Source organism: Vibrio sp. HS-50-1 (genome assembly GCF_024747315.1).
GTDB classification, from domain to species: domain Bacteria; phylum Pseudomonadota; class Gammaproteobacteria; order Enterobacterales; family Vibrionaceae; genus Vibrio; species Vibrio diabolicus.
Genome location: NZ_JAMPZF010000024.1, coordinates 430,840 through 456,307, shown reverse-complemented (window position 1 = coordinate 456,307; position 25,468 = coordinate 430,840). Strand labels below are relative to the sequence as shown.

Here is a 25,468-nt window from a genome sequence, read left to right as displayed (position 1 = left end):
ATGTTAAGAGCGCTATATTTAGTCATTATCGCAGTTTGTATTTTGCCTACCATTCCGGGACTACTCGGAGTGGTGGTCTCTGCGCTCGGTTATGTGCCTCCTATCGGCTTGCACCACTTTTCTTTAGATGGCTTTAACGCTGTTTTTGATTGGGAGGGTGTTTGGACATCCATCGGGCTTACTTTCTACTCTGCCATTTTCAGTAGCTACTTGGCTTGCTTGATCACATTTGCGATTTTGCAAGCATCGTGGGGCAGCAAGTTTTGGCGAAAAATTGAAGTAAGCCTCTCGCCACTTCTTGCCATGCCGCACGTAGCGTTTGCGATTGGCTTTGCGTTCTTGTTTGCCCCAACTGGTATGGGCGTTAGGGTTCTCAACCAACTGTTTGGTTACGATCCCAATGCGCAAACGGTGAATGACTTAGCATTGCTGATTAAAGATCCGCATGCACTCGGTTTGATCATCATGCTTGCGATTAAAGAAGTGCCGTTTTTATTGTTGATGAGTATTCCAATTCTTCAGCAATTGAAAGTCGATAAGATTGAAAAAGTCAGTCATTCGATGGGCTACAGTTCGGCGCAAGCGTGGTGGAAATGCGTGTTCCCACAGTGGATAGCAAAACTGCGCTTTCCAATGCTGGCGGTATTGGCTTACAGCTTGTCGGTTGTCGATGTTGCATTGATTATTGGCCCTACCAACCCACCAACGTTTGCGGTTTTAGTGTGGCAGTGGTTTAACGACCCAGATTTATCGCTACTACCAAGAGCTGCCGCAGGCGCGGTAGTGTTGTTTGCGATCGCTAGCCTTTTGATTGGATTTGCACGCTTAATGGAATGGTGTGTTACCAAAGGCTTCAAACGCTGGCATTACTCTGGTCGAAACGGGTTTCGTTTACCCGGTAAAATCCTGTTTTCACTGATTGCGCTACTCGCACTTCTAATGATTCCGCTCATGGTGGTGTGGAGCTTTGCTCAACGCTGGCGCTTTCCAGATTTACTACCGAGCCGCTATAGCCTGCGTTTTTGGGAATACGAATGGCACAGTATTCTTGGTACGCTGGAGCAGAGCATGCTGATTGCCGTTATCAGCGCGACTGTCGCTCTAGCTCTTGCCTTGATCGCACATGAGTATCGCCTTCGTTATCGCTGGCAGGTGCCCGGTTACATCATCGCCATCCCAATGCTGATTCCTCAGCTATCGGTGCTATTCGGTATGCAAGTAGTGACGCTGTACTTAAACAGTAACGCGTATTTCTTTTGGGTATGCTGGGCGCATGTGTTCTTCGCGTTCCCATTTATTTACCTCTCGCTAGACGGGCCATGGCGCAGCTTCGATAACGGCTTAACTCGCGTCGCACTCAGCTTGGGTAAAACACCGATGCAAGCTTGGTTAAAAGTGAAACTGCCAATCCTCCTACCTGCAATTGCATTCGCATGGGCGGTCGGTATTAGCGTAAGTCTAGCGCAATACCTGCCGACACTGGTGCTAGGGGCTGGGCGCATTAGCACTATCACAACCGAAGCCGTTGCGCTATCCAGTGGTTTTGACCGACGTGTCACCGCGATTTACGCCATTTGGCAAGCTCTGCTGCCATTCTTGTTCTTCTCTTTTGCGATACTACTAAGCCGCTTACACGCGAAGTATCGCCGCTTGTCTATAAAAGGTTTACTACTGAATGAGTCTTTGTCTCGAAAACCTCGCCATCCGTAAAACCAATGGCGACACGCTTTTCTCAGCGTTCAACATGACCGTAGAGAAAGGTGAAATTGTTACTCTGATGGGACCAAGCGGTTGTGGTAAATCCACTTTGTTGGATGCCATTGCTGGACATCTCTCCGCCGAGTTCAGCTACTCTGGATCCATTACGCTTGATAACGAAAATTTGGATACTCTCCCTGCCCATAAACGTCAGGTCGGTATTCTGTTCCAAGACGATTTGCTCTTCCCTCACTTAACGGTGTGGGAGAATCTTGCATTCGCGCTGCCAAACTCAATCAAAGGTGAGGAGCGTAAAGCACACGCCATGCAAGCACTGAAGAACATTGCATTGACCAAACTTGCCGAATCCTTCCCAGATCAAATCTCCGGAGGACAACGTGCTCGTATCTCATTGATTCGTATGCTGCTGGCAAAGCCGAAAGTTGCGCTACTTGATGAACCCTATAGCAAGTTGGATAAAGACCTGCGTGTACAATTTCGCAACTGGGTAGTCGAGCAATTACAGCAAGCGAACATCCCTACTTTGATGGTAACGCACGATGAGGATGATATTCCTGATGGCAGCCGCTGCCTAAATTGGCCGTGGGAGACAAACCATGCTTGATAGCCTGAGTATAAAGCTCATCCGCAAACCGCTGGCACTCAGTGCGACGTACCTCGATAAATGTGGCATCACCGCAAATCAGACGACAGTATTTGGTTTTGTGCTTGGCTGTTTTGCCCTACCGGCTTTGATTGCCGAACAGTACTTGTTGGCGTTGCTGTTTATTTTGCTGAACAGAATCTGTGATGGATTAGACGGTGCACTGGCGAGAATTCAAGGCATTACCGATGCGGGTGGTTTTCTCGATATCAGCTTGGATTTTCTGTTCTATTCCCTGATTCCTTTTGGTTTTGTGTTGGCAAATCCAGAACAAAATGCCATTGCAGGGGCATTTTTGATTTTTTCCTTTGTCGGGACGGGAAGCAGCTTTTTGGCTTTTGCCATCATGGCAGGCAAACAAGGCATCGATAATCCAGTGTATAAACACAAATCTCTCTACTACATGAGCGGTTTAACCGAAGGTACTGAAACCATTGGTTGTTTGGTGCTATTTTGTTTGTTACCGCAACACTTTGCCGTCATTGCTTATATCTTTGGTGCAGCATGTTGGTTTACCACATTCACACGTATTTACTCTGGGTTTCATACGCTTAAAGGCCATTAAACCACTTAGAAGTTCACGTTGCCTTGATAGAACAGCCGCTAAGTACCTGTTTTATATAACACTAAAGCATATATTAAATTGGGGTATATACTCTTTGGATGGAGAGAGATCATTCGGAGGCTATATGAAAAAATACGTCAAGCTAGGTATGCTGCTCATCATGTCTTGTATTGTTATGCTTAGCGGCTGTACCTCACCTAACCCGTACGGAGATGCATACGGCTCTTCAGACACGCGCAAAGTTCAGCAGGTTTACTACGGAACGATTGAAAAAGTTGAACCAGTGACCATTGATGCCTCTACCCAATCCAACGCCATAGGCACAATCGCTGGTGCCGCCGTGGGTGGTATATTAGGCTCAAAAGTCGGGGGCGGCTCTGGCTCGGATATCGCAGCTATTGGTGGTGGTCTGCTGGGTGGTTATGCCGGCAGTAAAGCCGCTGAAGCAACCGCGAAACGAAATGGTGTGAATCTGACTATTCGCTTAGAGGATGGAAGAATAATCTCTGTCGTTCAAGAAGCAAACCCAAACATGATTTTTCAGCCAGGCCAAGCCGTTCAAATCAACATGTCTGGCAATGACGCAAGGGTTGTTCCGCGCTAATTTGAGCCTGCTTAACCAGCGTCATTAGTCTGCTGTTTTGGCTCAAAGAGCTTAATCCGCGCAAGCGTACGTTGCTTACTCATCGGCTTGCGCGATTCTATTTATATCAAATTTGATCGTCGTCAATGGAACATCAATCTCCCACACCTTTCGATGTTCAAATGACATCAAATTGCTAGCATGAGCCCATTCCTGATAACTTTGGGCTTGTTATGACACCGACTGTTGACCACGTACTCCTTAATATCGCGCTAAACCTCAGCTCTAATCGCTCTCACGAGCAGCAATATCAAAACCTTATTGATGGGGTCGCGCAAGTATTCCCATGTGATGCGAGCTGCCTGTTTATCTTTGATGAGGATGGTTTTTTGACTCCTGTCGCGGTAAAAGGCTTATCCAGCTCGGTCTTAGGTCGTCGCTATTTCCCCAAAGCACATCCACGCTTAGATGCCATTATTCATAGCCGTGAACCGGTGCGTTTCGATGCCGATTGTTCACTGCCTGATCCTTTTGACGGCACACTATTGACCGAAGATCAGTGCATTGATGTTCACGATTGCATGGGCTTTAGCTTGTATGTGGAAGGCCAACTTGTTGGCGCACTAACTATGGATGCCCTAACGGTAGGCGCGTTTGATGACATTGACCCTGTCGCTATCGAAACCTTTGCGGCTTTGACCGCTGCGACATTGCGTAACATTGCGCAATTAAAAGCACTCAAAGCACAAAACCAGAAGCAAAAAAGCGTCACTCAAACCCTTATCCAGCAAGCCCGTTCTCAACATGGCGAAATGGTGGGTTTGAGTCCGCAGATCAACCAGTTACAAAACAACATTGCGACCGTTGCTCAATCGGATTACGCGGTACTTATCACAGGAGAGACCGGTACTGGTAAAGAACTGGTCGCGCACTCGGTGCACGCGCAATCTCATCGTAGCGATAAGCCGATGATTTACGTCAACTGTGCGGCCCTGCCTGAAGGTCTGGCTGAGAGTGAACTGTTTGGCCATGTCAAAGGCGCATTTACAGGTGCGAATAGCCACCGTGCCGGTAAGTTTGAACTGGCAGACGGTGGAACGATTTTCCTTGATGAAGTAGGCGAACTGCCTTTGATTTTGCAAGCAAAATTGCTGCGCGTAATTCAGCAAGGCGAGCTGCAACGTGTAGGTAGCGATCAGCATTTGATGGTCAATGTGCGCATCATCGCCGCGACCAATCGACAACTAGAAAAAGAGGTCGAAGCTGGCACGTTTCGAGCAGATCTTTTCCACCGTTTGAACGTGTTCCCAATCCAAGTCCCCCCACTGCGTGCCCGTGACGGGGATATTCCCGTTTTAGCAGGATACCTGTTAGAAAAAGTACGCCAACAATTTAATGCGCCCAATCTGCACGTTCACCCTAAGGTGTTAACTCAACTGGAATCTTTGCCGTGGTACGGAAACGTGCGCGAGCTCGAACATACGTTAACTCGCGCGGCTTTGCACACTATTCAACAAGGTGCAAGCACGATCATGCTTAACCATTTCGACACCTCATTGGCTCTCGATGATGTAAAAAACACATCGCATTATCTACCTAAAGAAAGCCAACCAATGCGAGAGCTAATAGAAAGCTATCAACGTGATTTAATTGAACATGCTTTAAGCCAAACTGGTGGTGTTTGGGCAAAAGCAGCGGAGTTTTTACAAATGGATCGCGGGAACTTATATCGGATGGGTAAAAAACTTGGGATCAATAAATAACCAACCGCAAGAATCCGATGTAATTAAGACATCATTTACGTTGTCTTAATTACATCACCCGCCCTATCAAAAACAAACAAAGCCATTAAAAATCAACAAGATAATAATTGGCACGCATTCTGCTCTCTAGTAGTCAACATCACGACTATTAAAACAATCACTGGAGAACCCAATATGTTCTGTATTCAATGTGAACAGACAATTCAAACCCCTGCTGTCAAAGGTTGTTCTTTTGCACAAGGCATGTGTGGCAAAACTTCTGAAGTATCAGACCTACAAGACGTGTTGGTTTACACACTGCAAGGGGTTTCTTTTTGGGCATCAAAAGCACTTGAATTCAACATCATTAACGATGAAATCAACCAATGGGCACCCAAGGCATTTTTCTCTACATTGACAAACGTTAACTTCGACCCTGAACGCATCCTGGAGTTAACTTCTCAAGCTGCGAATTACAAAGCACTGCTCAAAGAGCAAGTAATGTCTGCTGCGACTTTGTCAAACACCAACCTTACTGACATTCCTGCCGTTGCCAACTTCGAGCTACCAAACAGCGCAGAAGCGATCTTAGCTTTTGCTCCTCAAGTCGCGGTTAACCGTGGTAAAGACCAAGTACATGAAGATGTTATTGGCCTACGCCTACTTTGCCTATACGGACTTAAAGGTGCCGCAGCGTACATGGAGCACGCACGTGTTCTTGAGCAAACCAGCAACGATATCTATGCCGAATACCATGAAATCATGGCGTGGTTGGGCACAGACCCTGAAGATCTCGGCAAACTACTTGATTGCTCAATGCGCATTGGCCTGATGAACTACAAAGTGATGGAAATGCTCGACCAAGGTGAAACAACGACCTTCGGCCATCCAGAACCAACCACGGTGAACGTCAAACCAGTAAAAGGCAAATGTATTCTTGTCTCTGGCCATGATTTGCATGACCTAGAAAAAATCCTGCAACAGACCGAAGGCAAAGGCATCAACGTTTACACTAATGGTGAAATGCTACCTGCACACGGCTACCCTGAGCTGAAGAAATACCCTCATCTCGTCGGTAACTACGGCAGCGCATGGCAAAACCAACAGAAAGAATTCGCAAACTTCCCTGGTGCAATCGTAATGACGTCAAACTGCTTGTTGAATCCAAATGTGGGTCAATACGCAGACCGTCTATTCACCCGCAGTATTGTTGGCTGGCCTGGAGTCGCTCACATCGAAGGCGATGATTTTAGCCAAGTGATTGAATGTGCTCTAGCGCAAGACGGTTTCCAACACGATGAAATCGAACACCACATCACGGTTGGTTTTGGTCGCAATGCACTGATGAACGCCGCCCCTGCGGTTATCGACCAAGTGAAGCAAGGCAACATCAAACACTTCTTCCTAGTCGGCGGTTGTGATGGCGATAAAGCAGAACGCAGCTACTACACCGATTTTACGGCTGAAGCGCCAGAAGATACGCTCATCCTGACCTTGGCGTGCGGTAAGTTCCGCTTCAACAAGAATACGTTCGGAGATATCAACGGCATCCCTCGCCTATTGGATGTGGGCCAATGTAACGATGCTTACTCTGCAATCCAGCTTGCACTTGCACTGGCGAAAGAGTTTGACTGTGACATCAATGAGCTACCACTCACGCTTGTGCTTTCTTGGTTCGAGCAAAAAGCGATCGTTATCTTGCTAACGCTATTTGCATTGGGCGTGAAAGGCATTTACACAGGCCCTACTGCACCGGCATTCCTAACGCCAAACCTAATCGCCATCATCCAAGAGAAGTTCGATATGCGCAGTATTGGCAATGTTCAGGATGATCTAAAAGCCATCCTAGCAGCTTAATAAACTTGCTTGTTCGCGCCTCCTTACGTGGAGGCGCTATCTATTTCGAACTAAAAATAGCCACAACCAAAGAGATTGTTATGTTTTTTGAATGGCAAGGTAACCAACCCGTCACACTCCGTTGCATCGACAAATACTTCGAAACACACGACACCGTCAGCATCAAATTGGCCGAGCTAACCGAATCACTTCTGTTTCAGTTTAAACCTGGCCAGTTTATTAACTTAGGCGTCGAAATTGATGGAAAAATGGAGTTTCGTGCCTATTCAATCAGCTCGATCAATGAAGACGATCACCTTCAACTCACCATCAAACGAGTATTTGGCGGTAAAGTATCGAACTACATCGTTGACTCACTGCTGCTTGGTGATACCGTTCAAGCATTACCACCAGCGGGCGAATTTAACTGCATTGACCATCCACCCGTTTTACGTGATGGCGAAACAAAAGCCTTACTTATCAGTGCAGGTTGCGGCGTCACGCCCGTATTTTCGATGGCAAAACACTGGCTGAGTGAGCAAGATGAAAACGACAACGATGTGGACATCGCATTTCTTCATATCGCACGCAGCCCAGAAGAGACGATTTACTACGATCAGCTAGAAACGTTCGACGCTGTGTATCCCAACTTCCATTTAAAGCTGTTGCTGAAAAACCGCGAAGGAACGTCACACCCACAAGGTCGTTTGAATGCCGACTGGCTTAAAGAGCTTGTTCCTGATTTCAAGCAACGCACCGTTTACCTGTGTGGTCCAAGCCAGTTTATGCAAGATGTTCACGGCTATTTGAGTGACCTTGGTTTTGACATGACGAACTTCTACCAAGAGAGTTTTACGCCAGCGACTGGCGCAGAAACATCGGTCTCCGATGAAGTTGTTCGTGTTTCTGTTCCTGACTTTGCTCAAACCATCGATGCGCAAAGAGGTCAGGTACTGGCCGATGTGCTTGAAGGCGCAGGTTTACCATTAATCGTCGCTTGTCGTAGCGGCATTTGTGGCTCGTGCAAATGCAAGGTTCGTCAAGGCAGCGTCTCTTCCACCAGCCTAGAAACATTGACGCAAGAAGAAATTGAACAAGGCTATGTGCTCGCCTGCTCATCAACCATTGAAGCAGATCTTGAACTGCAGATTGGTTAATTTTCCAAATACAAAAAAGCGCCGCGATACGTCTGTTTAGATGTTTCGCGGCGCTTTTTTTGATGTTACTTCTGTTGCAACAAACGTCTTTTAGCTAAATAACAGCACTTTCAATGCTGCTTCGCTGTCTACGTCCATAAACTCAGGTGGGTTATCCAGACGCTCACGGAATGTCAACTCTGGCGCTTCTTCTTTCATGCTTTCAATCAAGAAGTCGCTTGTCACAGATGGTGAGTTCACACATGCCATCACTTGACCACCGTCTGCCAACAAATCCGGCAACCGACGTAAAATCTTTTTGTAGTCTTTAGTAAGCGCAAAGCTGCCTTTCTGGAATGAAGGCGGATCGATAATGATCAAGTCATACTGACCAGATTTCTTAATCTTACCCCACGATTTAAAGATATCGTGCCCCATAAAGCTTACCTGGTTGATGTTATGACTATTTAGCTTGTGGTTCTCACGACCTTTAGACAACGACGCTTTCGCCATGTCGACGTTAACCACTGTATCTGCGCCACCCGCAATGGCAGCGACAGAAAAGCCACAGGTGTAAGCAAACAAGTTGAGCACGTTTTTATGCTTCGCATTTTCCCGTACCCAATCACGACCGTAGCGCATGTCCAAAAACAGACCGAAATTTTGGTTGCGGCCAATATCCAATTGGTATTTCAAACCGCTTTCTTCAACGACAGGGCGAGCGTCTAATTCACCGACAAGCACTTCTGAAGGCGCACCATCGGCATAACGGTGCTGAAGAACCATAGTGCGACCTTGCTTATCTGCCCACAGTTGTGATTGTGCCACCGCATTGAGACCGCTTTTCAGCTCAGCGAGAAATGCGTCGTCGACTTCTTTAAACAAGTTGATGATCAACTGACCTTGTAACCAGTCACAGGTAATTTGCTCTAGGCCCTCAAAACGGCGGCCACGACCATGAAACAGTCGACGAATTTCATTCGGAGCTTGCGCGAGCTCGGTTTCTAGATGCTGAAAAAACAGCGGAAGTTGTGATGCTTGCATCGAGTTCTCTTATTAGTTTTCTTTGTGACGATTATTTGATCGTAGGCCAGTTCAGTCCCCAAGGGGAAAGCCAAGTATCCAAACCCTGAGAGACGATTTCACTGTGCCATTTGTTACCAAGCATTTTGTGTTCTCGTGGGTCGCAAACAAAGCGATATTGCTCATCTCGGTATTGGAAGCAAAGTGAAAATGCATGCAGATAACCGCGATCAGCCTCATTGCCTGCATTATAAATCGGGTCGCCAACAATACCTGAGCCAACCGATTTTAATGCCACGCGGATTTGATGCGTTTTACCAGTGTGTGGCTTACATAAAAATAGGCGCTCTCCGGGCTCTGCCGCAAGAGAGAAAAACTGGGTGACGGCTGGGTTATTTTTGCTGTTGACCAGCTTCCATGATGAACGGCGCGAACGCTCCATATCACCAACGACCAAACCTTGTTTCTTTTTCGGCTTTTTAGAGCCAATCGCCAGATAGAACTTTTCCACTTGGCGGTCAGCAAAAGCTTGCGATAACGCACTGGCCGCTTTAGCGTTGCGTCCGAGGAGCAGAATACCCGATGTCATTTTATCCAAGCGATGGATAAGATAAAGCTGCTCATCACCACTCTGCTTAGCCACTTCTTGCAGCAGCATTGTGTCGCCATCGTCTTTATGAACAGAGACGTTGGGATGCTTATTGATGATCAGAAAATCGGGATGGGTGTGTAGAATATCGAACATAAAAAACTGGCTCCACCTTTGGAGCCAGCAGTATACATAAGTTATCGGACAAAGCTATCGAGGCTTGCCCCAAGGCCTGAGCTAGAGCTTTCTAGAGAAAATACCAGCAAGACCAATGATTGCGATACCCAGCAGCATGATTTCACCTTTGCCACTGTCAAAGCCCGACTTAATCCCCATGAAGGCAACAATAGCAATCGCAACAGGAATCAGGTATTTAACTAGGTTGTACCACAATCCAAATAGCGGGAAAGATACTTCGCCGTCATTAGTGATCTCTTTTTCTAGCTCAGCACGGCTTAGGCGCCATCCAGCAAAGATACAAACCAACATACCACCAACCGCTAAGAAGATTTTGTCCGTTAGCAAGTCGAAGATATCAAAGGCACTGGTACCGAACAGCGTTGGTCCCATTCCACCTAACGATAGTGACGCAAAAATACATAATGCAGCCATAACTGCACTTGCAGACAGAACAGCGTTAGAGCGCTTCATGCCTTTCTCATCGATTAGGTAAGACACGACAACTTCCAATAGTGAGACTGAAGAAGTTAATGCAGCCACCGTCAAGCCGATGAAAAATAGCAACGCGAATAGCAACCCAATCACACCGCCCATTTCAGCAAATAGTTGAGGAACGACAACGAATACAAGACCTGGGCCTGCCGCAGGTTCCATACCGAAGGCAAACATAGCTGGGAACATAGCAACGCCAGCAAGAATCGCGACACCTGTATCCATCGCAGTAACCATACCGGTTGTTTGAACTAGGTTCTCTTTCTTCTTCAGGTAAGAACCGTACGTCATCATACAACCCATACCTAAGCTAAGTGAGAAGAACGCCTGCCCTAGTGCAGCAAGAACCACGTTGCTGTCGACTTTAGAAAAGTCCGGCATGAATAAGAACTCAAGGCCAGCCATTGCACCTGGCAGCATCAAGCCTTTAACAGAAACAACGATTAGGATTAAGAACAGAAGCGGCATCAGAACCTTACCGGCTTTCTCAATACCACCCGAAATCCCTTTCATCACAATCATGACGTTAAGGAACAGGTAAACTCCCATCCACATTAAAGGTTGAATCGGATCTGAGATGAAACCGCCAAAGCTGTCGCCAATTGCTTCTGGCGCGCTGAGTAGACCACCGCCCACTTTAAAGATGTAGGCCAATGCCCAACCACCAACCACTGGGTAGAAGCCCATGATCAAAAGACCACTGAAGACTCCCATAACGCCAGTGAACGTCCAGCGTCGGTCAGTTGTTTTGAATGCACCTACGGCAGAAAGACCTGTCTTACGACCAATAGCGAACTCTGTCAGCATCACGCTAAAGCCGATAAAAATAACAAAGATAAGGTAGATAGCAACGAATGCACCGCCGCCACTCTCACCCGCTGTGTAAGGGAATTTCCATATATTGCCTAAACCGACAGCGGAACCCGCTGCTGCCATTACGAAGCCTAGTTTAGACCCCCACGTATCACGTGGTGCTGCTGTATTAGTTGTAGCCACGCTTTTTCTCCAAAATTAGTTTGTTGTGTATGCATAGAGATAGGCGTCTAAAAAGTTTATGTAAAAATTATTGTACACTTATAAAATAAGCATTCGACGCACTATGTCTAGAAAGTAAAGCAGCTCCCCTTTAAAATTGGAACCCCAAAAAAGTACATTTATCGCACAAGTGTCGAGTTACGCAGGTTAAATGCTGCTTTTTTGTTCAAAAGTTAAAGAATGGCCTTATTTTTCACATTAAAATAACAGAATCAGCTGTTATGAAATTCGTTCCTCATATAAGGTCAATCCCACGTCTAAATGGGAAATCTATTCCCCCAACCAACTTTTATGCTTAATATCCTAGAAGGGCATATTACTCTGAGCGTATATGGACAAGTTTTATCACTTTCTTACTTTAGCTGGCATCGGGCTATATTGGTTACTGGTCGCAGGTGTGACCATTCGTGTTGTTTTAAAGCGCCGTGCAGTGAGCGTGTCTTTAGCTTGGCTAATGATCATTTATATCCTTCCCGTTCTGGGTGTCGCATGTTATTTCCTCTTCGGTGAACTGAACTTAGGCAGAAAACGGGCCGAACGCGCAAAAGAGATGTTTACACCATTCGAGAAGTGGTTCAGTCAGCTTAACGACTGTAACGCGCACAACCCAGAAACAATGGGAAGGCACATCTACCGAATTGATGAACTTTGTAACAACCGCCTTGGTCTTCCTGCATTGAGCGGTAATACATTGTCGCTGCAACAGTCACCTAATGAGATTTTGCATTCCATTATTGAAGACATCGAAAACGCGCAGAGCAGTATTCGAATGGTATTCTACATTTGGCATCCAGGTGGTTTGGCTGACTCTGTCGCTTCTGCACTTATCCAAGCGGCTAAACGCGGCGTAGATGTCAAACTATTGCTCGATTCAGCAGGTAGTCCACGTTTTTTCAGAAGCCCTTGGTATAGAATGATGCAGGATGCTGGAATTGAAGTTATTCAAGCGTTAGAAGTGAAGATGTGGCGTATTTTCTTACGTCGTCTTGATCTTCGCCAACATCGCAAGATCATCGTAATTGATGATGAAATTGCTTATACAGGTTCAATGAACTTGGTTGACCCAGCTTACTTCAAACAAAACAGTGGCGTCGGACATTGGGTGGACATTATGGTTCGCATTACGGGACCAACGGTAAACGTATTGAGTGCTATCCACTGTTGGGATTGGGAAGTCGAAACTGGCGAACGTCATTTACCGAGACTACCTGAATGCAAGATCGATGAGAGTGAATTCCAACACCCTATTCAGGTTGTGCCTTCTGGCCCTGGTATGCCGGAATATCTGATCTATCAAGTATTAACATTGGCAATCAACCAAGCCAATCGCTCGGTACGAATTACAACGCCATATTTCGTGCCCAATGCAGACTTACTTGAAACGTTAAAGATGACAGCACAACGAGGCATTGATGTTGAACTCATTATTCCACATAAAAATGACTCGATGATGGTGCAATGGGCATCACGCGCTTTTTATAGTGAGCTTTTGTGTGCAGGAGTCAAAATCTATGAGTTTTATGGTGGTTTGCTGCATACGAAATCCGTCGTAATTGACGACCAATTCTGTTTAGTTGGCACCGTAAACATGGATATGCGCAGCTTGTGGCTGAACTTCGAAGTTACCCTCGCCGTTGACGACGAAGAGTTCACAAAGCAAATGTCTTGGTTACAAGATAGCTATATTAAGCAATCTCACACTGTTGTATTGGAAGAATGGGAGAAAAGAAGCCTATTTTCGCGATTCTTAGAGCGAGTGTTCTATCTCTTCAATCCACTCCTCTAATACCTCAAATACACCGACTAAAAAAACCTCCAGCGCTTCAAACATCTTGCTGGAGGTTTGTTCTACTTACGTTTTCCACCTTAGCGATACACTCTAAGCCTACAACTCAACCTTTCAGTTTTGACGCCTTCACTCGATAATCTCGGCTATTATTGCGTGATAGTTGACTTTTCCCTTGCAAACGTTATGTCGTCCATGTTTTAAATAATCAAAATCGTAATATTTAAGACAGGGAACTTTTATGTCAGAGGGCAAAAAAACCAAGCTCATTACCGCTGGCCGCGATAAAAAGTGGACAAACGGTGTTGTAAACCCACCCGTTCAACGCGCTTCAACCGTGGTATTCAACACGGTTGCAGAGAAGAACCAAGCCACCATGAACCGCACCAATAAAACATTATTTTATGGTCGCCGTGGCACCAACACGCACTTCGCTTTTCAAGATGCAATGGTTGAGATTGAAGGTGGATCAGGTTGTGCTCTCTACCCTTGTGGGACTGCAGCAATTTCAAATGCGATTCTCTCTTTCGTCGAAACTGGCGATCACATTCTGATGGTGGACACTTGTTACGAACCAACTCGTGATTTTTGTAATACCATCATGAAGAAAATGGGCATCGAAACTACCTATTATGATCCGATGATCGGCGAAGGTATTCGTGATTTGATTCAACCAAATACCAAAGTCCTTTTCCTAGAATCTCCGGGGTCAGTCACAATGGAGGTGCAGGATGTACCAACATTGGCGCGCATTGCTCACGAGCACGATATTATTGTGATGCTTGATAACACATGGGGAGCTGGCGTGAACTTCTCACCATTTGAACATGGTGTCGATATTTCCATTCAAGCCGCCACCAAATACATAGTTGGTCACTCTGATGTAATGTTAGGTACAGCCGTAGCTTCCGAAAAATACTGGCCCCAACTGCGTGAACAAAGCTACTTGATGGGTCAGTGCGTTTCTCCTGACGACGCATACCTAGGCCTTCGTGGTATTCGCACGCTGGATGTTCGCCTAAGACAACACGCAGAAAGTAGCTTGAAAGTCGCCAAGTGGCTAGCTTCTCGTCCGGAAGTTGATCATGTCCGCCACCCAGCATTGGAATCGTGCCCTGGCCATGAGTTTTTCAAACGTGACTTCACTGGTGGAAACGGCTTGTTTTCATTTGTTCTCAAAACGTCTTATCCAAAAGCAACGACGGCTCTGCTTGATGGTATGAAACACTTCAGTATGGGTTATTCTTGGGGCGGGTATGAAAGCCTCATTCTAGCTAACGAACCAAAGAGCTTTAACAGCTTGAGAACCGTAGCGCACCCACACTTTGAGGGCACTTTAGTTCGAATTCATATTGGCTTAGAAGACGTGGATGACTTGCTCGCCGATCTAGAGGCTGGTTTTGCACGCTATAACGCGTTAATTTTAGAAAAAGAAGTCTCTCTAAAATAGTAATTGAATCGCCCTGCTTCGCGGGGCGTTTTTATAACTCGCTGACTTAATTAGAATTACCTAACATTCCCACCACCTATTCGTTAATGTTAATCATTTATGTTGTTTTTCAATTGAGCAGTCACAGAATGAAATAATGTGCCACAAATAGGCTTTCCAAATTTAGAGTTTCTCTCCTACTTTTTATCATTCATAAGAGGTCATACCACAAGGAGATAGTTTTGAAACTCAAATTCATAGCGCTAATGCTTTTTACCTTAATTACCGTCCCAATAACCACCGTACACGCCGCAACGGGTTATACCCAAACCAAGTATCCGATTGTTCTGGTTCATGGATTATTTGGTTTTGATACCCTCGCAGGCGTAGATTACTTTTTCGGAATACCACATTCCTTAACGAAAGACGGTGCTAAAGTTTATGTAGCGCAGGTATCCGCGACCAACAGCAGCGAAGTTAGAGGGGAGCAACTGCTTGCTCAAGTAGAAACCTTACTTGCTGCAACAGGCGCAGAGAAAGTCAATCTCATCGGTCACAGTCACGGTGGTCCAACAACGCGCTACGTCGCCTCTGTCCGTCCTGACCTAGTCGCATCAGTTACGAGTATCGGTGGCGTTAATAAAGGGTCTAAAGTGGCAGATTTAGTTCGTGGCACCGTATCTGAGGGTTCTGGCAGCGAGCAGCTCGCGGTAAAACTGGCGCAAGGCTTAACCACTCTTATTAATCTTCTATCAGGCGGTTCTGATCTCGACCAAGACCCTTTAGCCTCACTAGCAGCATTAACCACGGAAGGATCATTAGCGTTTAACCAACACTACCCAGAGGGAGTCCCTACCAGTGAATGTGGTAATGGTGACTTGCTGGCTTCAAATGGCGTTTATTACTACTCATGGACTGGATCATCCACTTTTACAAACGTTTTCGATCCGACTGACGCTGCCATGATGGTACTTGGCTTAGCCTTTGATGGGCCGAATGATGGCTTAGTTGGTGCGTGCAGCACACATTTAGGCAAAGTCATACGTGATGATTATCAAATGAACCATTTGGATGAAATTAACGGCCTACTCGGTATTCATCATCTTTTTGAAACCGATCCAGTCACGCTTTATCGCCAACATGCAAATCGTCTCAAACTTCAAGGTTTATAAGAGGTCATCACAATGAAGAAAGTCGCTCTCATCACTTTTATCCTGCTCTCGATGTTTGGCGTGGGAGCGCTTTCTCTGTTGCAAAGCGACAAACAACAAGAGACAACCTCTAACCATTCGCAATCTCAGCAAGATATAGCCGCCGATGTCTCTTCCCCAAAAGACTTCTTCGAATATTCTCTTAGCCGACTGGGCGAAGAAGATCTCGATACGATCAAAGCGGAAGTCAATGATGACACTTTAGCAAAACAAACACTGAATATTGATGCCAAACTTTTTCAAACCTACCTTTCCTACAAGCAAGCACTCTCTGCATTAGAGCCTTTTGAGCACAACCACCTAACGCTTGAACAGTTAACCATGCTGAATGAAGCAATACTGAACTTACAGCTTCAATACTTTAACGAGGTGCAGATAACCCAATTGTTTGACGAAGAAAACCGACTTCGCCAGCTTGCATTAGAAAAACTGACGATTAAAACACAGGCATCGGATATCGAGAGTCAAACACACCTTCTCAATCAAGCGTTATCAGAACAACCAGATTACATCCGAGAAAGTGAACGCAATAACGCATTAGCAGAGCAGCTCGAGCAAGCTTCTCAGCTTGATTCACAAGATAAGTACATCGCCCGTGTTGCTCTGGTAGGAGATGCCGGAGCGCAGAGGCTGCAAAAGCTTGATGAGCAAAGAGCATCATTTGAGACTCAACTCGCCACTTACTTAAAACAGCGTCAAGATATTCTGAATAGAGATTTTCTAGGGCAAGACGAAAAACAGGCAGAAATCATTGCTTTAAGAAAACAAAGCTTCGATGCAGCTCAATGGCGTCGAATCGAAGCTTTGGAACGTATCCATGATAGCCAGAATTAACGATATAAACTGAACAAGCCAAACGTTACTTATTCTGCTTTTTAGGACATCCAACGATATGGTCATCCACCATGCCGACGGCTTGCATGAAAGCATAACAGATGGTTTCACCGACAAACTTGAAGCCTTTCTTTTTTAGGAACTTACTCATGGCTTTGGATTGCTCTGTCGAAGCTGGTACGTCACTCATATGCTGCCATTGATTGACGATTGGTTCGCCATCCACGAACTGCCACAACGCGTCTGATAAACTTCCGTATTCAGCAATTAACGCTTTTGCCGCTTTGGCATTACTGAAAACCGAGTTAACCTTTCCGCGATGTCTCACAACATCGAAGTTTTCCACGATGTATTCAGCGCGTTCTTCATTTCTTTGTTCCAACGCATCTAGGTCGTAATTCTCGAACGCTTCTCTATACCCTTCGCGCTTTTTAAGAATGGTGATCCAACTAAGCCCAGCTTGCGCACCTTCCAACGTAATAAATTCAAACAGGGTTTGGTCGTCATATACTGGCACGCCCCATTCGGAATCATGATATTCGCGCTCTAATGGGTGATTCATCGCCCACGCACACGTTTTTTGTTCTGTCATTATTCTTCCTTAAAAAGCGCCTCTAACTGATGAGCTAGAGGCGCGATACTTTTCATCGTTATATCAGTAGCACTAAGCCTGTTTCGGTACTGCCACTTTATGGAATAAACGATACAACACTGGCACGACAATCAGTGTCAGTACTGTCGCAAAGCCCAAACCAAACATAATCGTAACCGCCATTGGTTTGAAGAAAATATCTGGTAATAGTGGGATCATACCAAGGATCGTCGTGATTGCAGCCATACACACAGGACGAACACGGCTTACCGCAGCATCAACGACCGCATCATAAGCCTCTTTACCCGATTTCATTTCTATTTCAATTTGGTCCAGTAATACGATGCCATTTTTGAGCACCATTCCCGATAAGCTTAAGAAGCCGAGCAATGCCATAAAACCAAACGGCGTGTTGAGTGCCAACAAACCGGTGGTGACACCAATTAACGCCAGCGGCACGGTAAGCCAAACAATGAGTGGCTCTTTGATAGAGTTAAATAGGAATACGGTGATCAAGAACATGAACAAGTACCCCATTGGCATGGTAGTAAACAGCGACTCTTGAGCATCACCAGAAGATTCGTATTCACCACCCCACTCTAGTGAATAGCCAGGAGGCATTTGAATCGCTTCGATTTGGGGCTGTAAACGTTTTTGCAACGTCGATGCGGTTTCTTCACCTAGAATATCAGGGTCTGCCATCACAGTTAGCATACGCTTACGGTTCTTACGTACGATGATAGGATCCTCCCAACGCATGTCGTAACCCATTGTGACTTGTTGAAGTGGGATAAACTCACTCTGTGCTGGACTCCATATTTTCATGCCTTCAATGTTACGAATATCAATGCGTTCATCTTCAGGTAAACGAGCCACGATAGGCATGAGCGTCGTGCCGTCTCGGTAGAGGCCTATTGTCATTCCAGAGAATGACATGGACAAGAAGTCATCGACGTCCGATTTGGTAATGCCATAGCGACGTGCCTGACTCTCGTTAAACTGAGGTTCAAGAACTTGGGTTCGTTCACGCCAATCATGCCTAATATTTGTTGCCTGAGGATCGGCGTACATGATGTCCTTGACCTGAGCGGCTATCGTACGAAGGACGGTTGGATCTGAGCCAATAATGCGCGCTTCAATTTTTGCACCACCACCAGGGCCTAACTCAATCTGTTTGAGCTTGTAATTGATTTCTGGGTAGTTGGCTTTTAAATACTCTCGAAACTTCGCCATTAATGGTTTTAACGCTTCGTAATTTTCCATACGAGTGGTTATCTCACCATAAGCCGCATAACTTTTCTCTGGCGCGTACGTTAACATGAAGCGCTGTAAGCCTTTACCCGCGGTCGTCGTGATATGGTCGACATGCTCTTGCTTGGCTAACCAACTTTCTAGCTCTTTAAGCGTTGTGTTGGTGGCACGAATATCAGTTCCTTCCGGCATCCATACATCTAACTGAAAAATAGGCGTTGTCGACGATGGGAAAAACGCTTGCTTCACAAAAGTAAATCCATAAACACTTGCCGCTAATCCCGCAATCAGCACCACAACGGTAAACCAAGCACGGCGCATACAGAACTGGAGAAACTTTTTATAAATAACGAAAATAACCCCGTTATATGGATCATTTTCTTCCCCTTCACCTTGTTTAATCTTCTGGCCTTTAAAGAAGATGTCAGCAAAGAATGGTGTCAACGAGATAGCGGTAAACCAACTCAACATCAATGAGATCAGCAGAACCGTAAACAAAGTGCCACAGTATTCACCCGTCGAGTCTTCAGACAGTCCAATGGGCGCAAATGCAGTTACCGCAATCACAGTTGCCCCAAGTAATGGCCACTTGGTTTGGGTAACGATATCAGTCGCCGCTTGGAGTCGAGTTCGCCCTTTTTGGGTACCAATCAAAATCCCCTCCACCACGACGATTGCATTGTCCACCAGCATACCTAACGCGATAACCAAAGCACCTAATGAAATCCGCTGCAAATCTATCGCGAGATACTTCATGAAAATGAACGTACCCAACACCGTCAGCAGTAAAATTAAACCGATAAGCAGACCTGAACGTAGCCCCATAAAGAACAGAAGTACGATAATGACGATACCGACAGCTTGAGCCAAGCTGACAACAAAACCGCTAACCGATTTATCCACTTCTTTAGGCTGACTGTAAATTTCCGAGATTTCGATACCAACAGGTTGTTGGTACTTTAGCTCTGCAAGGCGATGATCAAACGCTTTTCCGACTTCAACGACATTGACGCCTTCAGCAAAAGAAACACCCACGTTTAGTGCGAGGCTGCCGTTAAAATTAATAATATTATTCGGGACTTCTACATAACCACGTTTTATTTCCGCTACATCTTTCAAGAAGATGAGCCCCTGAGCTCCCGACTCAGTAATCAACAAATCGCCTAGCTCATCCACACTCTGGAATTCGCCAGTCGGCTGAATTCTGATGTACTCGTCACCAATTCTGATCGCCCCTGCGTCAGAAACCACGTTTTGCGTCGAGAGAAGATTAAAGACCGTATCGGGGGAAAGTCCTATACTGCTCAGCTTTTTCATCGATACTTCGATGAAAACTTGCTCTTGCTGTTGCCCGGATACCGAAACTTTACTCACGCCATCAACCAGTTCGAGCTCTCGGCGTAAGTAATCGACGTAATCCAGTAGCTCTTTGTAGCTATAACCGTCGCCAGTCACCGCTAACAAAATCCCGTAAACATCACCAAAATCATCGATCACTTGAGGTTCATTCACACCCGGAGGCAACGTCCCTTTAAGGTCATTCACTTTACGGCGTAACTCATCCCAGATTTGTGGCAGATCATCAGGGCCATAATTGTTCTTCATTGTGACTGTGATTTGCGATAATCCTCGGCTAGAAATCGAATTCACTTCATCAACATAAGTAAGCTGCTGAATCGCTTTTTCGATCGGATAAGTCACTTCTTCTTCGACTTGTTGCGGCGTCGCACCAGGATAAGAGGTCACCACCATGGCATCTTTGATGGTAAAAGCAGGGTCTTCAAGACGCCCTAACCCAAAGAATGCAGCGATACCACCAATCAAAAAGATCAGTGCGACCATCCAACTGATGACACGATTTCGGATGAAGTACGCAGCAATACCGGTCACATCATCATCACTTTGAGGCACTGATTTATTAAGATCGCTCATAGACCGGCCTCCTGCGTAGCCATTTCCTGTATCACTTCCACTTTCATGCCATCCCTTAATCGAGAAACACCGGCAATCACAACTTTGTCTTTCAGCATGAGACCATCAAGGATTTGAATGGACGTTTTAGATGCTTTACCTGCTCGAACCTGTTTGCGCGATACCGTATTGTCATCATTCAGTACCCAAACAAATTTGTTTTCGCGCCCCAGCTCGTCACCGTCCGCATTAAAAATGGCTTCAATAGGAACATTAATTCCTAAATTGAGATCCAAGCCAACGTTCTTATCTTTGGAGGTCACCTCAACGGCCATCCCATCTAGGATGTATTCTTCTTCCGGCATAGGAAGCGATAATGTGACGGTAAACGTGCCTGTTGTTGGGTCTGGCTCAGTCGTAAATTCTTTCACGGTCGCGTTGTACTCGTTACCACTAGGCACGCGCACCAATGCTTTTATCGCGGTAAGTCTTTCTTCCGTTGGCGGTTGGTTCACATAGAGCCTGTCTGGAAGTTGAATCAGCACCTCTACTCGCTCCAAACTATGAATATTGACGATATGCTGTCCGACTTGGACATTTTCGAATTGCTCGATATTAACTCGAGAAATGATCCCATCCACAGGCGCCTTTAAGGCAGTAAATGATAAACGGAGTTTCGCTAACTTAAGCTCAGCCAGAGCGATTTGTCGTTGTGCTGCAATTTCATCAAACTGAGACTTAGCTAATAGACCTTTATCAACCAAAGGACGTGAACGGCGATACTGACTGTCAACAACAGAAAAACGCGCACTCGCATTATCTACATCCAACTCATAGTCAGTAGGGTCCAACGTTGCAATAACATCACCCTTCGTGACTTTATCGCCCTCTTTTACCATGATGCGGCTGACTTCTCCTGTCACTCGGAAACTCAAATGAGAGCGATCCGCTGCATTCGCAACCGCAGGGAAATATAAGTTGTCATCCACCTTATTTCCCGCTAATGAGGTAACTCTTACACGCGGTGTCTCAAGAGCTTTTTCTGGTGCCTTATCGCCACAACCAACAAGAAGAAACGTTAAAAATAATGCCGCTAGAGAGATGATTCCTTTCATATTACAACCCTCTTTCCTTAATCCAGGCTCTTACCTTAATTCCGGGTTCAATTACACTAACACCAGAGATAATGATTTGATCGCCATCGTTAAGCCCAGCTAACACTTGATTTTTGTCATTCATCTCAATAGCGGCTTTGGACACAATGCCTTGCTCATCAACACGCCAAACGTATGTTTTGCCGTTCTCTTCTAGCAGCGCGGAATTAGGAATTTTTGTTGCACCAGCATTTTTTGATAGGAGGTAAGCATTACCAGACATGCCCGGTAAAAGGCCTATTTCTGATGGTCGCTCCATAACCATAGTGACTTTGTAACTACCCGTTTTTGGATCGGCTTCTGTATCGATTTCTTGAAAGGTCAAGTCAAATGACTGCTCGGGGAAAGCGTCAAAGACCATTCTGGCAGAGACATCGCTCCCCTGCGTGTAACGGTTTAGCAGATAGTCAGGGACTTGGAATATCACCTTAAGCAGTTGGTTGGATTGGATATTCATCACGCCTTCTTTTGCGGCAACATACTCATGGTTTTCTGCTGGAATATACGAAATCGTACCATCATATGGCGCGACAAGTTTGGTATACCTTAAATTTGCCTTTGCTTGATTCCACTGAGCTTTGGCTGAGTTGTGATTCGCTTTTGCCTCATCAAAGTCTTGTTCGGACACCACTTGGTCTTTACGTAACTTTTGGTATCGCTTGTACTGCACGTCTGCGAGCGCGAAATTTGCCCGAGCTTGCTGTTCAAGCAGAGAATATTCATCAGGGTTTAATGAAGCCAATACATCGCCTTTGCTGACGACTTGACCCTCATTCACCTCAATCGTTTGAAGAAGTCCAGGAACTCGAAACGTCAGTACCGCTTTATCACCAGCTTCCGTCGTGGCAGGAAAGTGTCGTTCAAATTGGGCATTGCCAACAGATACTGTAAATAGCTTTGCGGGGCGGGATTCAGGTTCTGGAACAGGGGGAAGTTCTTTACCACACCCCGACAACACAGCCGAGATGGCGACAGGAATGAGCAATCTTCTCATTACATTCATCCATAAAAATTAAGGGATTATTTTTAAAGTAGATGAATTCTGGGCGAACTTCCAGAGTTGAAAAGATTAATAGTGCTTTAAAATTAGTAATTTGTGACAAAAAAGCAGGCTTTGCACCTGCTTCGTTTAAATCTTCTTTGGATGCGGAGTGTTTAGAGCTTACTGAACTCCCGATTCACCCTATATGTATCAGACGTAACATACGCTTCCATGTTACGGATTTTGCCATCAAGACGGTCAAAATCGCGTTCCAACACACTGAGCAATTGGTCCGGACTTTGTCCTTTCTGCCAAGGCTTACTTTTAAGTGTGTGCTCTTGTTGTGCTCGGATATTTTCAGAATACGTCACTGGTTGCTTTTCTAACATAAACGCCATCGCGACGTATGCTAACAACACCAAAAACGTACCGCCCAACAGCGCTGCAGAAATCACTACAATACGAATCAACCAAACCTCTGCACCAAAGTAGTTGGCAATTCCGGCGCAAACACCGGAGATTTTGCCATTTACTGGGTCACGATACAGCTCTCGATTAGTCATACTTGCGTCTCCATGTTGGTGACTCAGCATCCAAGATGCGCTCCAATGTATCAACTCGGGACTGCATCGCTTCCGCTTTTTCAGATAGTACCTGAAGGCGCTCTAAATCTTGGCTCGACAGTGCACTATCCGTTTTGCGTTTACTGCGATAGTGTAAGAAGAGCCATAGAGGAGCGACAAAGATCAGAAAGACAATTGCTGGTCCTGCAAATAAAAATGTCGACATAAATGGCTCCTTTGTTATTTATCTTTCGATGACATCTGTTCTTTCAGTTTTGCCAACTCTTTTTCGATTTCGTCTTGAGCTTGAAGCTCTGCAAACTCTTGCTCTAGCGATTTTGCATTACCAGTTTGTGCGTACAAATCTGCTTCTGCTTCCATTTCATCCACTTTACGCGAGTACTGCTCAAACTTCGCCATCGCTTCATTAGTACGGCTAGTGTGCAGGTGTTTTTGCACATCACGACGGTTAGAGGCGGTTTGGTTACGAATTGCTAATGCTTGCTGTTTTGCACGCGTTTCTGCAATTTTGCTTTCTAACTTACCGATCTCGCCTGTAAGCTTGTCGATCGTTTCTTCTACTAACGTCTGCTCAGTGTGAAGGCCTTTAATCACTTGCTCAAGCTTTTGCTTTTCAATTAATGCTGCACGAGCCAAATCTTCACGCTGTTTTACCAACGCTAGGCTCGCTTTTTGGCTCCATTCGCCAATTTGCTCTTCTAACGTTTCAACTTTACGAGCCAACTCTTTTTTGTCTGCAATCGCTTTAGCCGAGTTAGTACGCACTTCAACAAGTGTGTCTTCCATTTCTTGAATGATAAGACGGATCATTTTTTCAGGATCTTCCGCCTTGTCCAGCAATGCACTGATGTTTGAGTTAACGATATCTGCAAATCGAGAAAAAATACCCATAACGGAACTCCTCTTTTTTCCTATTAAAACTCGACAAGGTGGTGATTGACCTTGTGTCTCCCTGAATACATTACAAGTAGCATGCCAACTTAAAATTACATTTAAAATCAGAAACTTATGCATTTTGTTGTCGTTATGCACTATTATGCTATGATGTTTTTCACCAACTGTTGGTGAAATTCACCAACTCCATATGTAAATCATGGCTCGGCTATTAAATAAGAAGGACTTTATGAAGCAAAACCTGATTGGTGAATCACCTGCTTTTCTCGCCGTACTAGATAAAGTATCACAACTTGCGCCTATTGAGCGTCCAGTCCTCATTATCGGTGAACGAGGAACGGGTAAAGAACTCATCGCTCAGCGTTTGCATTATTTATCAAGACGTTGGGATAAGCCACTACTATCACTCAACTGTGCGACCTTAAGCGAAGGACTAATAGATTCAGAGCTATTTGGTCATGAATCCGGTTCTTTTACAGGTTCTAAGGGCAAGCATAAAGGACGTTTCGAACGCGCCGAAGGCGGCACTTTGTTTCTTGACGAATTGGCCACCGCACCACTTTTAGTTCAAGAAAAGCTGTTGCGTGTCATCGAATATGGTGAATATGAACGAGTTGGCGGTCATACCGCTCTCAATGCGGATGTTCGACTTGTTTGTGCAACCAATGCGGACTTACCAAAATTGGCGGAACAAGGCGATTTCCGTGCCGACTTACTCGATCGTTTAGCGTTTGACGTCATCATGCTGCCTCCTCTTCGTGAACGAAAAGAAGACATCCTGTCTTTAGCAGAGCACTACGCGATGAAGATGTGCCGTGAACTTCAGCTCGAATATTTTGTCGGTTTTACCTCAAAAGCACAGCATTCGCTTCTTGAATATGAATGGCCAGGTAATGTCCGTGAACTAAAAAACGTGATTGAACGTGCTATTTACCAACATGGTCTCAATGCCGATCCAATTGATGAACTGATTTTCAATCCTTTTGAAACAGTTTGGAATAACACGCTTGGTCATAATGCCGAGCAAGCCGAACTGCAGCAAGAAGAGGAAGCACCAAGCAGCGCAGTTCAATTCCCTCTAGACTATAAACAGTGGCAAGAAGAGCAAGACATCCACTTACTCAATCGCGCATTGGAAGAAGCCAAGTTTAATCAACGACAAGCAGCCGAGCTACTTGGTTTGAGCTACCACCAATTACGAGGGATGGTTAGAAAATATGGTTTAGTCGGGCAAAGCTAGCTAGGTCGAAGGTGCTTGATCGGTTAGCGAGCGAGTGACAGCGCTCTAATTTGTATG

General features: G+C 45.5%; 22 protein-coding genes. 12 read left to right on the top strand and 10 right to left on the bottom strand.

What is annotated here, in order from left to right; all coding sequences use genetic code 11:
- The 7 genes from NDJ01_RS11735 (at window position 1) to NDJ01_RS11705 (ending at window position 8,245) form a co-directional block, all read left to right on the top strand.
- The gene (locus NDJ01_RS11735) at window positions 1-1,710 is read left to right on the top strand and encodes an ABC transporter permease (RefSeq protein ID WP_258586734.1); all 1,710 of its coding nucleotides are present in this window, start codon (window positions 1-3) and stop codon (window positions 1,708-1,710) included.
- Window positions 1,676-2,323 carry an ATP-binding cassette domain-containing protein gene (locus tag NDJ01_RS11730; protein ID WP_258586733.1) on the top strand — a complete coding sequence of 216 codons (648 nt, stop codon included), beginning with the start codon at window positions 1,676-1,678 and terminating at the stop codon, window positions 2,321-2,323. Before NDJ01_RS11735 ends, NDJ01_RS11730 begins: the two co-directional genes overlap by 35 nt.
- Window positions 2,316-2,927 carry a CDP-alcohol phosphatidyltransferase family protein gene (locus tag NDJ01_RS11725; RefSeq protein WP_145474230.1) on the top strand — a complete coding sequence of 204 codons (612 nt, stop codon included), beginning with the start codon at window positions 2,316-2,318 and terminating at the stop codon, window positions 2,925-2,927. Before NDJ01_RS11730 ends, NDJ01_RS11725 begins: the two co-directional genes overlap by 8 nt.
- A 124-nt stretch (window positions 2,928-3,051) precedes the next feature.
- Window positions 3,052-3,531: a glycine zipper 2TM domain-containing protein gene (locus NDJ01_RS11720; protein WP_053807231.1), complete on the top strand. Its 480-nt coding sequence runs from the start codon at window positions 3,052-3,054 to the stop codon at window positions 3,529-3,531.
- Between the two features lie 212 nt (window positions 3,532-3,743).
- Window positions 3,744-5,273 carry a nitric oxide reductase transcriptional regulator NorR gene (gene norR / locus NDJ01_RS11715; RefSeq protein ID WP_258586732.1) on the top strand — a complete coding sequence of 510 codons (1,530 nt, stop codon included), beginning with the start codon at window positions 3,744-3,746 and terminating at the stop codon, window positions 5,271-5,273.
- A gap of 174 nt (window positions 5,274-5,447) precedes the next feature.
- Window positions 5,448-7,109, top strand: a complete 1,662-nt coding sequence (hcp, locus tag NDJ01_RS11710; RefSeq protein WP_258586731.1) for a hydroxylamine reductase — start codon at window positions 5,448-5,450, stop codon at window positions 7,107-7,109.
- A gap of 80 nt (window positions 7,110-7,189) precedes the next feature.
- Window positions 7,190-8,245 carry a hybrid-cluster NAD(P)-dependent oxidoreductase gene (locus NDJ01_RS11705; RefSeq protein ID WP_258586730.1) on the top strand — a complete coding sequence of 352 codons (1,056 nt, stop codon included), beginning with the start codon at window positions 7,190-7,192 and terminating at the stop codon, window positions 8,243-8,245.
- A 90-nt stretch (window positions 8,246-8,335) separates the two neighbouring features.
- Here the strand turns inward: NDJ01_RS11705 and NDJ01_RS11700 are convergent, their stop codons facing one another.
- From NDJ01_RS11700 to NDJ01_RS11690, 3 genes are all read right to left on the bottom strand, one after another.
- Complete coding sequence (locus NDJ01_RS11700; RefSeq protein ID WP_258586729.1) at window positions 8,336-9,268, bottom strand: class I SAM-dependent methyltransferase; 933 nt, start codon at window positions 9,266-9,268, stop codon at window positions 8,336-8,338.
- Window positions 9,269-9,299: 31 nt separating this feature from the next.
- Window positions 9,300-9,992 carry a TIGR01621 family pseudouridine synthase gene (locus NDJ01_RS11695; RefSeq protein ID WP_226421794.1) on the bottom strand — a complete coding sequence of 231 codons (693 nt, stop codon included), beginning with the start codon at window positions 9,990-9,992 and terminating at the stop codon, window positions 9,300-9,302.
- 81 nt (window positions 9,993-10,073) lie between these two features.
- Window positions 10,074-11,444: a sodium-dependent transporter gene (locus NDJ01_RS11690; RefSeq protein WP_258586874.1), complete on the bottom strand. Its 1,371-nt coding sequence runs from the start codon at window positions 11,442-11,444 to the stop codon at window positions 10,074-10,076.
- A 430-nt stretch (window positions 11,445-11,874) separates the two neighbouring features.
- Here NDJ01_RS11690 and cls point away from each other — a divergent pair, with 430 nt between their 5' ends.
- The 4 genes from cls (at window position 11,875) to NDJ01_RS11670 (ending at window position 16,803) form a co-directional block, all read left to right on the top strand.
- Window positions 11,875-13,329 carry a cardiolipin synthase gene (gene cls / locus NDJ01_RS11685; protein ID WP_005393277.1) on the top strand — a complete coding sequence of 485 codons (1,455 nt, stop codon included), beginning with the start codon at window positions 11,875-11,877 and terminating at the stop codon, window positions 13,327-13,329.
- A 241-nt stretch (window positions 13,330-13,570) separates the two neighbouring features.
- Window positions 13,571-14,779 carry a cystathionine beta-lyase gene (locus NDJ01_RS11680; protein ID WP_243327161.1) on the top strand — a complete coding sequence of 403 codons (1,209 nt, stop codon included), beginning with the start codon at window positions 13,571-13,573 and terminating at the stop codon, window positions 14,777-14,779.
- Window positions 14,780-15,024: 245 nt separating this feature from the next.
- A complete protein-coding gene (locus tag NDJ01_RS11675) occupies window positions 15,025-15,930 on the top strand; it encodes a triacylglycerol lipase (RefSeq protein WP_031780337.1) in 906 nt (301 codons plus the stop codon).
- 12 nt (window positions 15,931-15,942) lie between these two features.
- On the top strand, window positions 15,943-16,803 hold the full coding sequence (locus NDJ01_RS11670) for a lipase secretion chaperone (RefSeq protein WP_258586728.1): 861 nt from the start codon (window positions 15,943-15,945) through the stop codon (window positions 16,801-16,803).
- Window positions 16,804-16,828: 25 nt separating this feature from the next.
- On the opposite strand, the gene NDJ01_RS11665 is transcribed toward NDJ01_RS11670, so the two are convergent.
- The 7 genes from NDJ01_RS11665 to pspA all read right to left on the bottom strand — a co-directional run bounded on the left by NDJ01_RS11665 (window position 16,829) and on the right by pspA (window position 24,168).
- Complete coding sequence (locus NDJ01_RS11665; protein WP_124008719.1) at window positions 16,829-17,395, bottom strand: DNA-3-methyladenine glycosylase I; 567 nt, start codon at window positions 17,393-17,395, stop codon at window positions 16,829-16,831.
- 72 nt (window positions 17,396-17,467) lie between these two features.
- On the bottom strand, window positions 17,468-20,578 hold the full coding sequence (gene vmeI, locus NDJ01_RS11660; protein WP_048626231.1) for an efflux RND transporter permease subunit VmeI: 3,111 nt from the start codon (window positions 20,576-20,578) through the stop codon (window positions 17,468-17,470).
- Window positions 20,575-21,672 (bottom strand): efflux RND transporter periplasmic adaptor subunit, encoded by a 1,098-nt coding sequence (locus NDJ01_RS11655; protein WP_258586727.1) that lies wholly within the window; start codon window positions 21,670-21,672, stop codon window positions 20,575-20,577. Before NDJ01_RS11655 ends, vmeI begins: the two co-directional genes overlap by 4 nt.
- Before the next feature lies 1 nt (window position 21,673).
- Complete coding sequence (locus NDJ01_RS11650; protein ID WP_005393290.1) at window positions 21,674-22,705, bottom strand: efflux RND transporter periplasmic adaptor subunit; 1,032 nt, start codon at window positions 22,703-22,705, stop codon at window positions 21,674-21,676.
- A gap of 161 nt (window positions 22,706-22,866) precedes the next feature.
- Complete coding sequence (gene pspC, locus NDJ01_RS11645) at window positions 22,867-23,256, bottom strand: envelope stress response membrane protein PspC (protein WP_012841944.1); 390 nt, start codon at window positions 23,254-23,256, stop codon at window positions 22,867-22,869.
- Window positions 23,249-23,482 (bottom strand): envelope stress response membrane protein PspB, encoded by a 234-nt coding sequence (gene pspB / locus NDJ01_RS11640; RefSeq protein WP_046874790.1) that lies wholly within the window; start codon window positions 23,480-23,482, stop codon window positions 23,249-23,251. The genes pspC and pspB overlap by 8 nt, the downstream gene beginning before the upstream one ends.
- 14 nt (window positions 23,483-23,496) lie before the next feature.
- Window positions 23,497-24,168 carry a phage shock protein PspA gene (gene pspA, locus NDJ01_RS11635; protein WP_005393294.1) on the bottom strand — a complete coding sequence of 224 codons (672 nt, stop codon included), beginning with the start codon at window positions 24,166-24,168 and terminating at the stop codon, window positions 23,497-23,499.
- Between the two features lie 232 nt (window positions 24,169-24,400).
- On the opposite strand from pspA, the gene pspF reads away from it, so the two are divergent.
- Window positions 24,401-25,411: a phage shock protein operon transcriptional activator gene (pspF, locus tag NDJ01_RS11630; protein ID WP_048626229.1), complete on the top strand. Its 1,011-nt coding sequence runs from the start codon at window positions 24,401-24,403 to the stop codon at window positions 25,409-25,411.
- Window positions 25,412-25,468: the final 57 nt, after the last annotated feature.

Coding starts and splice junctions, on each gene's coding strand:
- pspF (WP_048626229.1), top strand. CDS start 24,401: ATGAAGCAAAACCTGATTGGTGAATCACCTGCTTTTCTCGCCGTACTA.
- norR (WP_258586732.1), top strand. CDS start 3,744: ATGACACCGACTGTTGACCACGTACTCCTTAATATCGCGCTAAACCTC.
- vmeI (WP_048626231.1), bottom strand. CDS start 20,578: ATGAGCGATCTTAATAAATCAGTGCCTCAAAGTGATGATGATGTGACC.
- NDJ01_RS11730 (WP_258586733.1), top strand. CDS start 1,676: ATGAGTCTTTGTCTCGAAAACCTCGCCATCCGTAAAACCAATGGCGAC.
- NDJ01_RS11720 (WP_053807231.1), top strand. CDS start 3,052: ATGAAAAAATACGTCAAGCTAGGTATGCTGCTCATCATGTCTTGTATT.
- NDJ01_RS11675 (WP_031780337.1), top strand. CDS start 15,025: ATGCTTTTTACCTTAATTACCGTCCCAATAACCACCGTACACGCCGCA.
- pspA (WP_005393294.1), bottom strand. CDS start 24,168: ATGGGTATTTTTTCTCGATTTGCAGATATCGTTAACTCAAACATCAGT.
- pspC (WP_012841944.1), bottom strand. CDS start 23,256: ATGACTAATCGAGAGCTGTATCGTGACCCAGTAAATGGCAAAATCTCC.
- NDJ01_RS11690 (WP_258586874.1), bottom strand. CDS start 11,444: ATGGCAGCAGCGGGTTCCGCTGTCGGTTTAGGCAATATATGGAAATTC.
- NDJ01_RS11695 (WP_226421794.1), bottom strand. CDS start 9,992: ATGTTCGATATTCTACACACCCATCCCGATTTTCTGATCATCAATAAG.
- NDJ01_RS11655 (WP_258586727.1), bottom strand. CDS start 21,672: ATGAAAGGAATCATCTCTCTAGCGGCATTATTTTTAACGTTTCTTCTT.
- NDJ01_RS11670 (WP_258586728.1), top strand. CDS start 15,943: ATGAAGAAAGTCGCTCTCATCACTTTTATCCTGCTCTCGATGTTTGGC.
- NDJ01_RS11665 (WP_124008719.1), bottom strand. CDS start 17,395: ATGACAGAACAAAAAACGTGTGCGTGGGCGATGAATCACCCATTAGAG.
- hcp (WP_258586731.1), top strand. CDS start 5,448: ATGTTCTGTATTCAATGTGAACAGACAATTCAAACCCCTGCTGTCAAA.
- NDJ01_RS11705 (WP_258586730.1), top strand. CDS start 7,190: ATGTTTTTTGAATGGCAAGGTAACCAACCCGTCACACTCCGTTGCATC.
- NDJ01_RS11725 (WP_145474230.1), top strand. CDS start 2,316: ATGCTTGATAGCCTGAGTATAAAGCTCATCCGCAAACCGCTGGCACTC.
- pspB (WP_046874790.1), bottom strand. CDS start 23,482: ATGTCGACATTTTTATTTGCAGGACCAGCAATTGTCTTTCTGATCTTT.
- NDJ01_RS11650 (WP_005393290.1), bottom strand. CDS start 22,705: ATGAGAAGATTGCTCATTCCTGTCGCCATCTCGGCTGTGTTGTCGGGG.
- NDJ01_RS11680 (WP_243327161.1), top strand. CDS start 13,571: ATGTCAGAGGGCAAAAAAACCAAGCTCATTACCGCTGGCCGCGATAAA.
- NDJ01_RS11735 (WP_258586734.1), top strand. CDS start 1: ATGTTAAGAGCGCTATATTTAGTCATTATCGCAGTTTGTATTTTGCCT.
- cls (WP_005393277.1), top strand. CDS start 11,875: ATGGACAAGTTTTATCACTTTCTTACTTTAGCTGGCATCGGGCTATAT.
- NDJ01_RS11700 (WP_258586729.1), bottom strand. CDS start 9,268: ATGCAAGCATCACAACTTCCGCTGTTTTTTCAGCATCTAGAAACCGAG.